Source organism: Janthinobacterium sp. HH106, from assembly GCF_001758725.1.
GTDB lineage: Bacteria > Pseudomonadota > Gammaproteobacteria > Burkholderiales > Burkholderiaceae_D > Janthinobacterium.
The window spans coordinates 50,334-64,106 of record NZ_LRIC01000030.1 but is presented as its reverse complement, the minus strand read 5'-3'; the positions used below and the strand labels follow the sequence as shown (position 1 = coordinate 64,106).

The following is a 13,773-nucleotide window of genomic DNA, read 5'->3' as shown; positions in this document are numbered from 1 at the left end:
CGCGAAGGTCAAACCGTCAATGAATCATGCTTCCCGCTTCTCTTCGACCCGGCGCCAGCAGGGCAATACCCTGGTCGGCATCATCATCGGCCTGGTCATCGGCCTGGGCATCGCCGTGGTGGTCGCCCTGGTGATCACCAAGGGCGCCTCGCCCTTCACCGACAAATCGGGCAAGGCCGGCAAATCGGCCGAACCGACGGCCGGCCAGATCGCCGACCCGAACAAGCCGATGTACGGCAACAAGGAAGCGGCCAAGGAAGCGGCGCGCGACTTCTCCAAGGAGCCGCGCGAGATCGTCACGCCGACGCAGCCAGCCGCACCGGCGCCGGCGCCAGCACCCGCGCAGCAGCCGAAGGCACCGCCGCCGGACGCGCTGCAGGAATTGATCGGTACCTTGAAGGACAAGCCGGCGCCGAAAACGCCGGCGGCCGCACCAGCGGCGCCAGCACCGCAAGCGAAGGCCGACGTGAAAGAAGCCAAGGCCGATGCAGCCAGCGACAAATGGATTTATTATCTGCAGGCCGGCGCCTTCCATGACATGTCGGACGCCGAAAGCACGCGCGGCAAACTGGCGCTGCTCGGCTTCGAAGCGGCCATCAGCGACCGCAGCACCGATGCCGGCGTGCTGCACCGCGTGCGCGTCGGGCCGTTCAACCAGCTCGAAGCGATGAACCGCGCGCGCACCAAACTGTCTGAAAACGGCATCGATGTCGCCGTCGTCCGCAACCAAAAATAAGGAACCAGCATGCGTTTTCTGAAAAACATCCTGATCGCCGCCGCACTGTGCACCGCCGCCATGGGCGCATCGGCCTCGCCGGCCGAGCCGAAGAACGGCGTCGAATACGAAACCCTGCCCACGCCGCAGGCGACGGAATCGGGCAAGAAAATCGAAGTGACGGAATTCTTCGCCTATTACTGCCCGCATTGCAACGTGCTCGAGCCGCAACTGGCCGCCTGGGTCAAGAAACAGGGCGACAACATCGTCTTCAAGCGCGTGCACGTGTCGCGCGACGAGAGCGTGGCGCCGCAACAGCGGCTGTTCTTCACCCTGCAAGCCATGGGCCTGGTCGACAAGCTGCACACCAGCGTCTTCCACGCCATGCACGTGGAACGCAACCGCCTGAATACCGACGACGCCGTCTTCGACTTCATCGCCAAGCAGGGCGTGGACCGCCAGAAGTTTATCGACACCTACCGTTCGATGGGCGTCTCGGCCCGCGTGCGCCGCGCGGACGCCATGATGCAGGGCTATAACGTGACGTTCTGGCCCATGATCGCCATCGACGGCCGCTACATCACCTCGCCTTCGCAAGCCGATCAGGGCAGCAAGTCGGCCAAGAACGAAGAGCAGCTGAACGCCCAGGCGCTCACCGTGATGGACGTGCTGGTCGCGAAAGCCAAAGCGGAAAAGAAATAAGCATGGCCACTTCCCTGGCGCGCCCGGGCATCGCCTGATGCATCGCGTTTTCATCACGGGCGCGTCGAGCGGACTGGGTGCCGCCCTGGCGCTGCAGTACGCGCGCCGGGGTGCCCAACTGGGCTTGCTGGCCCGCCGCGGCGACGCGCTGCAGCAACTGATCGCTTCCCTGCCCCACCCTGAACGCCACCGCGCCTACGCCGTCGACGTGTGCGACCACGCCGCACTGAAAGGCGCAGCACAGGACTTCATCGCCCACGCCGGCGGCATCGACGTCGTCATCGCCAGCGCCGGCGTGTCCTATGGCACTCTGAGCGAACACGCGGAAGACCTCGACGCCTTCGCGCGCCTCATCGCCATCAACGTCACGGCCACCGTCGCCACTTTCGCGCCTTTTATCTCCACAATGAAAAGCCAGGGCAGCGGACGCCTGGTGGGCATCGGCAGCGTGGCCGGCATCCGCGGCCTGCCCGGCGCCGAAGCCTACAGCGCCTCGAAGGCGGCCGTCATCAGCTACTGCGAATCGCTGCGCCTGGAATTGAAACCGGCGGGCATCAAGGTCGTCACCATCACGCCCGGCTACATCGACACGCCGATGACGCGCCACAACGCCTACCGCATGCCCTTCCTGATGCCGGCCGAAAAATTCGCCGTGCGCGCCGCGCGCGCCATCGCCGACGGCGACAGCTACCGCGTGATCCCGTGGCAGATGGGCGTCGTCGCCAAGCTGCTGCGCGCATTGCCCAATGCCGTCTACGACCGGGCCTTCGCGAATGCGCCGCACAAGGCGCGCAACTGAACTGACCAACATGACGAAGCACTCAGACTTGAACAGCGCGGCCATCGCCGCCCATTGCGCCACCGGCGCCTCGCACGTGGCCATCGAAGTGGTCGATGAAACGGGATCGACCAACGCCGACCTGCTGGCGCGCTGCGCCAGCCTGGCCGGCCCGACCCTGCGCATCGCCGGCCAGCAGACGGCCGGACGCGGGCGCGCCGGACGGCCGTGGGTGTCGCAGGCGGACGCCAGCCTGATGTTCTCGCTGGCCTGGCGCTTCAAGGGGCCGCTGCACCAGCTGGTCGGCCTGCCGCTGGCCGTCGGCGTGGCGCTGGCCGAAAGCATGACGGCGCTGGGCGTGCCGGTGCAACTGAAATGGCCGAACGACCTGCTCAAGGATGGCCACAAGCTGGCCGGCATCCTCGTCGAGACGCAGCAGGCACAGGGCGACGATAGCGGCGGCGTGTGGGCCGTCATCGGCTGCGGCATCAATCTCTTGATGCCCGATGCGCTGGAACGGCAGATCGGCCGCAGCGTCTCGGCCGTGCCCTGGCTGGCGCAGATGGAGCGCAACACCCTGGTGGCGGCGCTGCTGAGCCGCCTGGCCGGCGTGCTGGCCGAATTCGACGACACGGGCTTTGCGCCGTTTGCGGAACGCTGGAACCTGCTGCACGCGTGGCAGGGCCAGCACGTGAAAATCCTCGACAACGGCCAGCTGCTGCAGCAAGGCGTGGCGGCCGGCGTCGATCAGCTGGGCCGTTTGCTGCTGCGCACCGACGGCGGCCTGCAGGAAGTCATGTCGGGCGACGTGTCCTTGCGCCTGGCCGGGGAGTGAGCGCATGCTGCTGCTGATCGACGCCGGCAATACGCGCATCAAATGGGCGCTCGTGGCCGCCGACAGCGCCCCCGGCGGCTGGCTGGCCAGCGGCGCCGTCGCGCATGCACAGATCGACACCCTGGCCGCGCACTGGGCGACTCTTGCCATCAGCGAAGCGCTGCTGTCGAACGTGGCGGGCGCCGTCATCGGCACGCGCCTGCGCGCCATGCTGCCGGTCGCGCCGCGTGACTTTGTCTCGCTGCCGCAGCTGGCCGGACTGACGAACGGCTACCGCGCGCCGTCGCAGCTGGGCTGCGACCGCTTTGCCGCCGCCATCGGCGCGCACGCGCTGGCGCCTGGCCAGGCCGTCATCGTCGCCAATTGCGGCACCGCCACCACCATCGACGCCATCACGGCCGACGGCGTTTTCCTCGGCGGGATGATCTTGCCGGGACTGGGACTGATGGCCAGTTCGCTGGCGCGCAACACGGCGCAGCTGCCGCACATCGCCAGCGATGCCGTGCTGCCGGCCGGCTTTGCCGACAATACGGACGACGCCATCCTCTCCGGCTGCCTGGCGGCGCAGGCGGGCGCCATCGAACGGGCCGTGCGCATGCACGGCGCCAGCGCCTGCCTGTTGTCGGGCGGCGCCGCACTGCGCATCGCACCGGCCCTGGCGCTGGCGGTGCCGCTGCACCTGGTCGACAATATCGTTATGATCGGCCTGCAGGCGGCCGCGCGCGCCGGGGCCGCAGGAACACAAGGAAACCACGTATGCTGAAATTCGTCTTCTGGCTGCTGGCCGGCGTCAACCTGCTGGTGCTGGCCATCGGCCAGGGTTATCTGGGCAGTTTTCGCAGCGAGACGCGCGAACCGGCGCGCCTGAAAAACCAGCTGCAGGCGGGCAAGCTCACCTTGCTGACGCAGGAGCAGGCGACCGCACCGGCCGTGGCCACAGCGCCTGCGCCGGTCCCCGCAGAAACCCCGGCGCCGCCGCCATCGTATGCGTGCACGGAAGTGGGCAATTTCCTGCTGGCCGATGGCCGCCGCTTCGAAGCGCAAGTGGCCGCGCTGAGCCTGGGCGACCGCCAGTCGCGCCGGAACGTCGCCGGCCAGGACATTTCCAGCTACATGGTGTATATCCCGCCGCAGGGCAGCAAGGAAGGCGCCGACCGCAAGGCCGGCGAATTGAAGCAGCTGGGCGTGACGAATTACTTCATCATGAACGAAAACAGCCCGCTGCGCTGGGGCATTTCACTGGGCGTATTCAAGTCGGAAACGAGCGCGCAAAGCCAACTGGCATCGCTCAACAAACAGGGCGTGCACAGCGCCCGCGTCGCGCCGCGCTACAGCGCCAGCAAGCAATTCGCCTACCAGTTCCGCGACCTCGACGCCGCCACGCGCGCGCGGCTGGCCGAGATCACGAAGCAGTTCGACGAGCAGGAACTGCGCTCCTGTAAATAAGCGCCGGACCAAACCTACTGCGCGTCCGACATAGGCAACCTGCGATGCTCACTGTGATTCAGCCAGGTAGGTCGGATTAGCGCTTGCGCGTAATCCGACAACGCCAGCGACGCCAACCATGGTGTCGGATTACGCGCTTGCACGCTAATCCGACCTACGCTCATTTCTCAATGACGATCGGTTTGACACCCGCCGACGCCGGCAGGCTGGCCGCCGCGCGCGCCGCATCGGTGCGACTCGTGAACGGTCCGCCGTACAGGCGGAACAACGGGCCGGCCGGCACCACATCAAGATTGCCCAGCGTTTGCGCATACGGCGCCAGTTGCGCGCGGCCCGCTTCCGCATTGTCCGCACGCGAATAGGCGCCCAGCTGCAGATAGAAGCCGGTGGCCAGCGCCGCTGGCGCGGGTGCGGCCACGGTGGCATCGACCGCTGACAGCGCGGTGATTTCAGGCTGCACCACGGCGCGCATTTCCGGTTCGCTGTCGGCCGGCGTATCGATGGAAATGGCCACCACCGACGGCACCGGCTTGGGCGCCGCGCGGGCCGCCAGGATGGCATCGATATCGGCCGGCAGCAGGCGTTCGACGACCACCTGGTGGCTGCCCTTGCCGAGAAAGCCCAGTTTCAGCGCCGCCGTGTAGGACACGTCGATCACGCGCGTGGCGTGGAACGGGCCGCGGTCGTTGATGCGCACGATCACCTGCTCGCCGCTGTCGATGCTCGTCACGCGCGCATACGATGGGATCGGCAAGGTCGGATGGGCCGCCGTCATCTTGTACATATCGTAGATTTCGCCCGACGAGGTGCGCTGGCCATGGAATTTCTTGCCATACCAAGTGCCCGTGCCCTTTTGCTTGAACGGCTCGTTGTCGGTGATCGGCGTGTACGTCTTGCCGAAGACGACATACGGGCGGTTCGAGCGCGTCGAATACGGCTCGTTGCGCACTTCCGCGTCGGGCACGTCGCGCAGGTTGGCCGGCGGATTGTCGCCCGGGCCGTCATCCTTGTAGTAGCCGCCGCGCCCGGAGCCGGCCGCCGGCAAGACCGGCAAGGTGGGATCCTGGCGCACGGGCACCTTGACCTTGCCGCCCGACGGCAGCGGCACGTTGTTCGACGCGGGCTTTTGCGGCGCGGTGCCGCAGGCGGCCAGGGTCAGCAAGGCGGCAAGGCTCAGCCCGCGCATGGCGAAGGTATCGATAGGCGCCCGCATCAGGTCTGCACCAGCTTGCGGTGGCGCTGAATGCTCATCAGGATGCCGGTGGCCACGCCCAGGGTCAGCAGCGCGGTGCCGCCATAGCTGAGGAATGGAAGGGGAACGCCGACCACCGGCACGATGCCGCTGACCATGCCCATGTTGACAAACGCATACGTAAAGAAAATCATAGTTATCGCTCCTGCCAGCAGGCGAGTGAAAAAACTGGGGGCGTTGGCGGCGATCATCATCCCCCGTCCCACCAGCAATAAATACATCAGCATCAAAATCAGATTACCGACCAGGCCGAACTCCTCCGAATACACGGCGAAGATGAAGTCGGTGGTGCGCTCCGGAACGAATTCCAGGTGAGCCTGCGTGCCGTGCGTCCAGCCCTTGCCCGTCATGCCGCCGGAACCGATGGCGATGATGGACTGGATGATATGGAAGCCCTTGCCCAGCGGGTCCTTGGTCGGGTCGATCAGCATCATCACGCGGTCGCGCTGGTAATCATGCAGGTGCGACCAGGCGATCGGCAGGCAGGAAACAAAGGTGATCAGCAAGCCGGCCAGCACCTTCCACGACAGGCCGGCCAGGAAGATGACGGTAAAGCCGGCCGCCACCACCAGCAGCGCCGTGCCCAGGTCGGGCTGGCGCGCGATCAGGTAGACGGGCACCAGCAGCAGCACGGCCGCCATCAGGAACGATTTCCAGCGCAGGGCGCCCGCATTATGCTGGAAGAACCAGGCCAGCATCAGCGGCGTGGCGATCTTCAGGAATTCGGACGGCTGGATGTCGATCACGCCGATATGCAGCCAGCGCCGCGCACCGAGCTTGATGGTGCCGAACAGCGCCACGGCCACCAGCAAGATCACCGATACCGTGTACGCCGGCACGGCGATGCGCATCATCATCTGCGGCGTGACGTTGGCCGCCACCCACATGACGAAAAAGCACAGCATGATGTTGCGCAGATGGTCCTCGATCTTGCCGGGGATGCCGATGCTGGCCGAATACAGGGTCAGCAGGCTGGTGCACAGCAGCATCAGGATGATGATCATCAGCGGCGGATCGAACACCGCCAGGTAGGGTTTGGCGCGCCGCCACAGCGAACGCCTCTCGTTAATGGGCATGTGCTTCCTTAGTGCCTTGGGGTCGGGCGCGCCGCCATGGCGAGCGCCTCTCGTAATAAGTAAGGTTTCATTGCTGTCTGGCAGGCGCCGCCGGGGCGGCCTGCTCGTCCGTGATTTCTTCCAGGGTGCGCACTTCGTCGACATCTTCCTTGGGCACCTTGGTGGTGTCCTTTTCCTTGTCGCTCGGGCGCTTGCCCAGCAGGTAGTAGTCGAGCGCCTTGCGCGCGATCGGCGCGGCCACGCCGGCGCCGAAGCCCGCGTTTTCCACCACGATGGCGATCGCGATGCGCGGCTTGTCGGCCGGCGCGAAGGCCGTAAACAGGGCGTTGTCGCGCAGGCGCTCGGCCAGCAGCTTGGCATTGTACTTCTCGTTTTTCTTGATGCCGACCACCTGCGCCGTGCCCGTCTTGCCGCCCACCGTGTACTGCACGCCGGTGAAGATGCGCGCGGCCGTACCGCCCTGCTCGCTGGTCACGCCCACCATGGCGCGCTTGATGATGTCGATGTTTTCCTGCTTGAGCGCGATGCGGTAGCTTTCCTTCGGTACCGTCAGGGTGCGCGCACGCGTGCTCGCGTCTTCGATGATCTTCACCAGATGCGGCTTCATCACCACGCCGTTATTGGCCAGGTTGGCCGTCGCGTGGGCGATCTGCAGCGGCGTGTAGGAGTTGTAGCCGGAGCCGTTACTCACCGAAATCGTGTCGCCGCCCACCCATTTTTTCTGCTGCGGCGTCTTGAAGCGGTTGCGCTTCCACTCCGTCGACGGCAGCACGCCCGTCTTTTCATTATTCAGGTCGATGCCCGTCAGCTGGCCGAAGCCGAACGGCTTCATGAAGTCGTGGATGGCGTCGATGCCCATGTCACGGCCCAGCTGATAGTAATAGGTGTTGCACGAGACGACGATGGACTTGTGCATGTCCACCGTGCCATGGCCGCCCACCTTGTCGTCGCGGAAGGTGTGGCCGCCGAGGATGAAGAAGCCGGGATCGGAAATCGACTGGCTCGGCGTACGCTTGCCCAGTTCCAGCGCGGCCAGCGCCATGAAGGGCTTGAAGGTCGAACCGGGCGCGTAGGTACCGGACAGGGGACGGTTGACCATCGGCCGGTCCAGCGAGGTATTGAGTTCGTTCCAGCTTTGCTGGTCGATGCCGTCGACGAACAGGTTGGGGTCATAGCCTGGCTTGGAGACGTAGGCGAGGATGTCGCCCGTAGCCGGGTCGATGGCCACGGCCGCGCCGCGCCATTCGCCGAACGCTTCCTCTACCACCTTCTGCAGTTCGATGTCGATCGACAGGATCAGGTTGTTGCCGGGGGTGGCCGCCGTGCGCGACAGGGTGCGCATGGCGCGCCCGCCGGCCGACACTTCCACTTCTTCGTAGCCGGTGGTGCCATGCAGCTGCTTTTCGTAGCTTTTTTCCAGGCCTTCCTTGCCGATATGGTCGGTGCCGTTGTAGTTGGCCGCGTCCTCGCCCTCTTCCAGCGCCTTGGCTTCATTGCGGTTGATGCGGCCGATGAAGCCCACCACGTGCGAGGCCACCTCGCCCATCGGATACTGGCGGAACAGGCGCGCCTGCACTTCCACGCCGGGGAAACGGAAACGCTGCGCCGTGAAGCGCGCCACTTCCTCGTCCGTCAGGCGCGTGCGCAGCGGCACGCTGACGAAGTTCTTCGATTCTTCCAGCAGCTTCTTGAAGCGGCGGCGGTCCTTGACGTCGATCTGCACCAGGGTCGACAGCTCGTCGATCACGGAATCGAGGCTGGCGCTCAATTTCGACGGCGTGATTTCCAGCGTGTAGGCCGAGTAATTGCGCGCCAGGACCACGCCGTTGCGGTCGAGGATCAGGCCGCGCGTGGGCACGATGGGCACCACGGCGATGCGGTTGTCCTCAGCCTTGGTCGCGTAGTCCTCGTGCTTGATCACCTGCAGCCAGATGAAGCGCGCCAGCAGCAGCGAAAAGCAGACGAAGACGAGCGCGCCCAGGATGGTCAGGCGCATGCGGAAAAAATGCAGTTCGCGCTCGGTATTTTTCAGTTCGGTCATGGCAGGCGCCCGTCAGATCGGCCGGTTATGGTCGCGGTCCACGGCGCGGCGCTGCGGCGCCAGCAGGATCCACGTCACGAAAGGCCAGAGGGCGACGGCGACGAAGCTCTCGATGAAATTGAGCCAGCCGGGGAAACGGCCCGAGACGATCAGCCGCGTCAGCAATTGCAGCGCCTGCGTCAGCAGCAGCAGCGGCAGCACGTGCAGTGCCTGCGTCAGGATGGGGAACCACAGCACGCGCCGGTGCATCATGATGGCGAAATACGACAGCAAGGTATACGCCAAGGCATTCTCGCCCAGCAGGGTCGAATCGTGCACGTCCATCATCAGGCCCATGAAGAACGCGACGCCGATGCCGACCTTGCGCGGCTGGTGGATGCCCCAGAAGACCAGCACCAGCGCGACGAAATCGGGCACGCCGACAAACTGGCCCCATGGCAGCAGATTCAGCAAAAAAGCGCACAGCAGGGAAAAACCGATGAACAGGGGGCTGACCGGCAGCAGGATGTAATGCGGGCGGTTCATCGTGTCGCTTCCTTCGGTGGCACGGCGGCAGGTGCTGGCGTTGTTACAGGCGTTGCGGCAGGTCCTGCCGGCGCCGCCGGTTTCGGCGCGGCGCTGGCGGGCGGCTTCGCGGCGGGGGCTGTCGCGGCGGCGGCAGGCTCCTTGGCCGGGTCCTTGATCGGCGCCATCTTGCCGGCGATCTTGCGGCCCGTCTTGACATCTTCGGCGGGCGGGCGCGGCGGAATATCGGGCGACGTCATCAGGATGAGCAGCTGGGTGTTGCGTTCGATGCCGGCCAGCGGCTGGCACACGACGCGGCCGAACGGGCCATGCGCATTGCGCTCGACCAGGGTCACGCGCGCCACGGCCAGGCCGGCCGGGTACAGGCCGTCGAGGCCCGAGGTGATGACGATGTCGCCGATCTGGATGTCGGCGCTGGGGGCCGTGAAGCGCAGCTCCATGGTGCCCGACTTGCCGCGGCCGATGGCCACGCTGCGCACACCGTTGCGCAGCAGCTGCACGGGAATGGCCTGCTCTTCATCGGTCAAGAGCGTTACTTCGGAGGTGAACGGGAACACGCGCGTGACCTGCCCCACCACACCCAGGTTGTCGATCACGGGGCGGCCCAGTTCCACGCCGTTCTGGATGCCGCGATCGAGCACGATCTTGCGCGAGGCCGAATCGCGCGTGTCGTACAGCACTTCGGCCATCATGGTCTTGACGGGCACGCGCTCGCGCGCTTCCATCAGCTTGCGCAGGTGGTTGTTTTCAACGATGTTGAGCTGCGCCTGCTGCAGGATCTGCGCCGAGGCGATCTGTTCGTGCTTCAGGTCGCGCACCTGTTTTTCCAGGGCGGACAGCGAAGAAAAGTAATTGCCGACGCCCAGCGCCACGTCGCGCGGCACCAGGGCCGCCATCTGCACCGGATACAGCACGGTGCCGACCGCCTGACGCACGGCCGTCAGCGCGTGCATGCGCGAATCGACCAGCAGCAGAGCGATAGAAATGCCGGCGAACACCATCATCTTGACGCGGGCGGAAGCGCCTTGTTTGAAAAGTGGCGGAGGACTGTATTCCATGACTTCCAATAATCAGGCCAGGCGCAGTGCGCCAACGTGCAGGCCCCGGTCAGACGCCGGCGCCAAAACCAAAAAAAGGCCGGAATGGTTTCCGGCCCTTCTGTCAGATTATTCGTAGGAGAAGATCGAGCCGAGCTTGTCCATACGTTCCAGTGCCATCCCGGAACCACGCACCACGCAGGTGAGCGGGTCCTCGGCCACCAGCACCGGCAGGCCGGTTTCCTCCATCAGCAGGCGGTCCAGGTCGCGCAGCAGTGCACCGCCGCCCGTCAGCATCATGCCTTTTTCGGCGATGTCGGCACCCAGTTCCGGCGGCGTCTGTTCCAGCGCGTTTTTCACGGCCGAGACGATGTTGTTCAGCGGGTCGGTCAGCGCTTCGAGGATCTCGTTGCTGGAAATGGTGAACGAACGCGGAATGCCTTCGGACAGGTTGCGGCCCTTGACTTCCATTTCCTTCACTTCCGAACCAGGGAAAGCCGAACCGATGGCCTTCTTGATGGCTTCGGCCGTCTGTTCGCCGATCAGCATGCCGTAGTTGCGGCGGATGTAGTTGACGATGGCTTCATCGAACTTGTCGCCGCCCACGCGCACGGAACCCTTGTAGACCATGCCGCCGAGCGAGATGATGCCCACTTCCGTCGTGCCGCCGCCGATGTCGACCACCATCGAGCCGGTCGCTTCCGACACGGGCAAGCCCGCGCCGATGGCCGCTGCCATCGGTTCCTCGATCAGGTACACCTGCGAGGCGCCGGCGCCCAGAGCCGATTCGCGGATCGCGCGGCGTTCGACCTGGGTCGAACCGCACGGCACGCAAATGATGATGCGCGGCGATGGACGGAAGAATTTCGAGTCATGCACCATGCGGATGAATTGCTTGAGCATCTGTTCGGTCACGGTGAAGTCGGCGATCACGCCATCTTTCATCGGACGAATCGCTTCGATATTGCCCGGCACTTTGCCCAGCATCTGCTTGGCTTCCTTGCCGACTGCCTGAATGGTCTTCTTGCCATTCGGACCGCCTTCCTGGCGGATGGCGACGACGGATGGCTCGTCCAGGACGATACCGAGGCCGCGTACATAAATAAGGGTGTTGGCCGTGCCCAAGTCAATGGCCAGATCGGTGGAGATATACCTGCGTAAAAAACCAAACATGAGTGTCCTGTAGCGCATCGAGCTGCGCAAAAGCTGTTTATGGGGAGTTTCAAAGCGGGCGCTTTCAGGCACCCTGAAAATCCGTGGAGGCGATTTTTTCGGGTTTCGCTTGGCGCTTGCGCAATCTTTTCTATGCTGCGGCAGCGGTCCATCAGCGCCGGCAACGCATTAACCCGCCATTCTACCTTATAATTTGAATGCGATTTGCTCAAAAACCATGGAAAAGTGCGACTCTTGCAGCCGCGAGTTACGCGGCATTCCTCGATTTTTGTGAGCAAAATAGCAGTAAATACCCGCGTTTTATCAAAACGCCAACTTAATACTAATGCGCGGCACTCCGCGCCATTCGCCATGTCCCTGACACTCTCCGACGTAAAACGCATCGCCCACCTGGCCCAACTTGAAATGGCTGACGACCAGGCCGTCACGTCTTTGGCCCAATTGAACAAGATTTTCGCACTGGCGGAACAAATGCAAGCCGTCAATACCGATGGCGTGGCGCCCCTGAGCCACCCGCTGGCCGCCCACATGGACAATATCGCCCTGCGCCTGCGCGAAGACGTCGCCACGGAACAGAATCGCCGCGACGCCTACCAGGCCGTGGCGCCGAAGGTACAGGATGGCCTGTACCTGGTGCCCAAGGTTATCGAATAAACACGCCGTTGCGCCGTTCCCGCCTTCTTGCCGAATATCACAATAGAAACGCCATGCATACAAAATCCATCAAACAGCTGTCCACGCTTTTGCAGAACAAGGAAATTTCCGCCGTTGCACTGGCGACGCATTTCCTCGACCGCATCGAAGCGGACAACTCGAACGCCTTCCTGCACGTCGACCGTGCGCTGACCCTGGCGCAAGCAGCCGACGCCGACGCGCGCATCGCCGCCGGCACGGCCACGCCATTGACGGGCGTGCCGATCGCGCACAAGGACTTGTTCGTCACGAAAGGCTGGCGCACGACGGCCGGCTCGAAAATGCTGGCCAACTACGCCAGCCCGTTTGACGCCACCGTGGTGGAAAAATTCCAGGCGGCCGGCATGGTCACTTTGGGCAAGGTCAACTGCGATGAATTCGCCATGGGTTCCGGCAACGAGAACTCGGCCTTCGGCGCCGTGCAGAACCCGTGGGATAAAACAGCCGTGCCGGGCGGCTCGTCCGGCGGCTCGGCCGCCGCCGTCGCCGCCGGCCTCACGCCAGCGGCTACCGGCACCGATACGGGCGGCTCGATCCGCCAGCCGGCCGCCTTCTGCGGCATCACCGGCATCAAGCCGACGTATGGCCGCGTCTCGCGCTTCGGCATGATCGCCTTTGCCTCGTCGCTGGACCAGGGCGGCCCGATGGCCCGCTCGGCCGAAGACTGCGCCCTGCTGCTCACCGCCATGGCCGGCTTCGACGAACGCGACTCGACCAGTCTGTCCCCGGAACAGGGCGGCGTGGCGGAAGATTTTTCACGTGAACTGGGCCAGCCGTTGACGGGCTTGCGCATCGGCGTGCCGCGCGAGTACTTCGGCGAGGGCCTGGCCAAGGACGTGGAAGCGGCCGTGCGCGGCGCGCTGGCGCAGTATGAAAAGCTGGGCGCCACCCTGGTCGACATCTCGCTGCCGAATACGGCCCTGTCGATTCCCGCCTATTACATGATCGCCCCGGCCGAAGCATCGTCGAACCTGTCGCGCTACGACGGCGTGCGCTACGGCCACCGCGCGGCCGAGTACAAGGACTTGCAGGACATGTACAAGAAGTCGCGCGCCCAGGGCTTCGGTCCGGAAGTGCAGCGCCGCATCATGGTCGGCACCTACGTGCTGTGCCATGGCTACTACGACGCCTACTATCTGAAGGCGCAAAAGATCCGCCGCCTGATCGCGCAGGATTTCGACGCCGTCCTGAATGGCCCGAACGCCGTCTGCGACGTCATCATGGGCCCCGTCGCGCCGACCGTCGCCTGGGACCTGGGCGACAAGACGGACGACCCGGTGGCGAACTACCTGGCCGACATCTACACCCTGTCGACCAGCCTGGCCGGCCTGCCCGGCATGTCGATACCGTGCGGCTTCGGCGCAGGAGAGAAGAATGGCAAGCGCCCCGTCGGCCTGCAAATCATCGGCAATTATTTTGGCGAAGCCAAACTGCTGAACGTGGCCCACCAATTCCAGCAAGTGACGGACTGGCATACGCGCAGCCCTGACGGCATTTAAG

At 64.7% G+C, this 13,773-nt stretch carries 14 protein-coding genes; 8 read left to right on the top strand and 6 right to left on the bottom strand.

Annotated features, from left to right (window positions below; genetic code table 11):
* Positions 1-19: 19 nt before the first annotated feature.
* Genes JAB8_RS13295 through JAB8_RS13270 form a run of 6 tightly spaced genes read left to right on the top strand, consistent with a single transcriptional unit; the run spans position 20 to position 4,476 of the window.
* Positions 20-736, top strand: coding sequence for an SPOR domain-containing protein (locus JAB8_RS13295; RefSeq protein WP_070289966.1), 717 nt, complete (start codon positions 20-22; stop codon positions 734-736).
* Positions 737-745: 9 nt separating this feature from the next.
* A complete protein-coding gene (locus JAB8_RS13290) occupies positions 746-1,417 on the top strand; it encodes a thiol:disulfide interchange protein DsbA/DsbL (protein WP_070289964.1) in 672 nt (223 codons plus the stop codon).
* Between the two features lie 37 nt (positions 1,418-1,454).
* Positions 1,455-2,216 carry an SDR family oxidoreductase gene (locus JAB8_RS13285; protein ID WP_070289963.1) on the top strand — a complete coding sequence of 254 codons (762 nt, stop codon included), beginning with the start codon at positions 1,455-1,457 and terminating at the stop codon, positions 2,214-2,216.
* Positions 2,217-2,226: 10 nt separating this feature from the next.
* Positions 2,227-3,030 (top strand): biotin--[acetyl-CoA-carboxylase] ligase, encoded by an 804-nt coding sequence (locus tag JAB8_RS13280; RefSeq protein WP_070222772.1) that lies wholly within the window; start codon positions 2,227-2,229, stop codon positions 3,028-3,030.
* Between the two features lie 4 nt (positions 3,031-3,034).
* Positions 3,035-3,793, top strand: a complete 759-nt coding sequence (locus JAB8_RS13275) for a type III pantothenate kinase (RefSeq protein ID WP_070289961.1) — start codon at positions 3,035-3,037, stop codon at positions 3,791-3,793.
* Positions 3,787-4,476, top strand: coding sequence for an SPOR domain-containing protein (locus tag JAB8_RS13270; protein WP_070289959.1), 690 nt, complete (start codon positions 3,787-3,789; stop codon positions 4,474-4,476). The genes JAB8_RS13275 and JAB8_RS13270 overlap by 7 nt, the downstream gene beginning before the upstream one ends.
* A 160-nt stretch (positions 4,477-4,636) precedes the next feature.
* Here JAB8_RS13270 and JAB8_RS13265 read toward each other — a convergent pair whose 3' ends face one another.
* The 6 genes from JAB8_RS13265 to JAB8_RS13240 all read right to left on the bottom strand — a co-directional run bounded on the left by JAB8_RS13265 (position 4,637) and on the right by JAB8_RS13240 (position 11,580).
* Entirely contained in the window at positions 4,637-5,689 is a 1,053-nt protein-coding gene (locus JAB8_RS13265) for a septal ring lytic transglycosylase RlpA family protein (protein WP_070289958.1), read from the bottom strand.
* Positions 5,689-6,804 (bottom strand): rod shape-determining protein RodA, encoded by a 1,116-nt coding sequence (gene rodA / locus JAB8_RS13260; RefSeq protein WP_070222781.1) that lies wholly within the window; start codon positions 6,802-6,804, stop codon positions 5,689-5,691. Before rodA ends, JAB8_RS13265 begins: the two co-directional genes overlap by 1 nt.
* A 67-nt stretch (positions 6,805-6,871) precedes the next feature.
* Positions 6,872-8,845 carry a penicillin-binding protein 2 gene (mrdA, locus tag JAB8_RS13255; RefSeq protein WP_070289957.1) on the bottom strand — a complete coding sequence of 658 codons (1,974 nt, stop codon included), beginning with the start codon at positions 8,843-8,845 and terminating at the stop codon, positions 6,872-6,874.
* Between the two features lie 12 nt (positions 8,846-8,857).
* Positions 8,858-9,370: a rod shape-determining protein MreD gene (gene mreD / locus JAB8_RS13250; protein WP_035824494.1), complete on the bottom strand. Its 513-nt coding sequence runs from the start codon at positions 9,368-9,370 to the stop codon at positions 8,858-8,860.
* Positions 9,367-10,428 carry a rod shape-determining protein MreC gene (mreC, locus tag JAB8_RS13245; protein WP_070222785.1) on the bottom strand — a complete coding sequence of 354 codons (1,062 nt, stop codon included), beginning with the start codon at positions 10,426-10,428 and terminating at the stop codon, positions 9,367-9,369. The genes mreD and mreC overlap by 4 nt, the downstream gene beginning before the upstream one ends.
* 108 nt (positions 10,429-10,536) lie before the next feature.
* Complete coding sequence (locus tag JAB8_RS13240; RefSeq protein ID WP_010393186.1) at positions 10,537-11,580, bottom strand: rod shape-determining protein; 1,044 nt, start codon at positions 11,578-11,580, stop codon at positions 10,537-10,539.
* Positions 11,581-11,931: 351 nt separating this feature from the next.
* On the opposite strand from JAB8_RS13240, the gene gatC reads away from it, so the two are divergent.
* Together gatC and gatA are read left to right on the top strand one after the other, a co-directional pair.
* The gene (gatC, locus tag JAB8_RS13235; protein WP_070222787.1) at positions 11,932-12,234 is read left to right on the top strand and encodes an Asp-tRNA(Asn)/Glu-tRNA(Gln) amidotransferase subunit GatC; all 303 of its coding nucleotides are present in this window, start codon (positions 11,932-11,934) and stop codon (positions 12,232-12,234) included.
* Between the two features lie 53 nt (positions 12,235-12,287).
* Positions 12,288-13,772, top strand: coding sequence for an Asp-tRNA(Asn)/Glu-tRNA(Gln) amidotransferase subunit GatA (gene gatA, locus JAB8_RS13230; protein WP_070289956.1), 1,485 nt, complete (start codon positions 12,288-12,290; stop codon positions 13,770-13,772).
* Position 13,773 lies beyond the last annotated feature (1 nt).

Excerpts from the sequence above, each read along its gene's own strand:
- gatC (WP_070222787.1), top strand. The coding sequence starts at position 11,932 with ATGTCCCTGACACTCTCCGACGTAAAACGCATCGCCCACCTGGCCCAA.
- JAB8_RS13275 (WP_070289961.1), top strand. The coding sequence starts at position 3,035 with ATGCTGCTGCTGATCGACGCCGGCAATACGCGCATCAAATGGGCGCTC.
- JAB8_RS13290 (WP_070289964.1), top strand. The coding sequence starts at position 746 with ATGCGTTTTCTGAAAAACATCCTGATCGCCGCCGCACTGTGCACCGCC.
- JAB8_RS13280 (WP_070222772.1), top strand. The coding sequence starts at position 2,227 with ATGACGAAGCACTCAGACTTGAACAGCGCGGCCATCGCCGCCCATTGC.
- JAB8_RS13270 (WP_070289959.1), top strand. The coding sequence starts at position 3,787 with ATGCTGAAATTCGTCTTCTGGCTGCTGGCCGGCGTCAACCTGCTGGTG.
- mreC (WP_070222785.1), bottom strand. The coding sequence starts at position 10,428 with ATGGAATACAGTCCTCCGCCACTTTTCAAACAAGGCGCTTCCGCCCGC.
- JAB8_RS13240 (WP_010393186.1), bottom strand. The coding sequence starts at position 11,580 with ATGTTTGGTTTTTTACGCAGGTATATCTCCACCGATCTGGCCATTGAC.
- JAB8_RS13265 (WP_070289958.1), bottom strand. The coding sequence starts at position 5,689 with ATGCGGGCGCCTATCGATACCTTCGCCATGCGCGGGCTGAGCCTTGCC.
- mreD (WP_035824494.1), bottom strand. The coding sequence starts at position 9,370 with ATGAACCGCCCGCATTACATCCTGCTGCCGGTCAGCCCCCTGTTCATC.
- mrdA (WP_070289957.1), bottom strand. The coding sequence starts at position 8,845 with ATGACCGAACTGAAAAATACCGAGCGCGAACTGCATTTTTTCCGCATG.
- JAB8_RS13285 (WP_070289963.1), top strand. The coding sequence starts at position 1,455 with ATGCATCGCGTTTTCATCACGGGCGCGTCGAGCGGACTGGGTGCCGCC.
- JAB8_RS13295 (WP_070289966.1), top strand. The coding sequence starts at position 20 with ATGAATCATGCTTCCCGCTTCTCTTCGACCCGGCGCCAGCAGGGCAAT.
- rodA (WP_070222781.1), bottom strand. The coding sequence starts at position 6,804 with ATGCCCATTAACGAGAGGCGTTCGCTGTGGCGGCGCGCCAAACCCTAC.
- gatA (WP_070289956.1), top strand. The coding sequence starts at position 12,288 with ATGCATACAAAATCCATCAAACAGCTGTCCACGCTTTTGCAGAACAAG.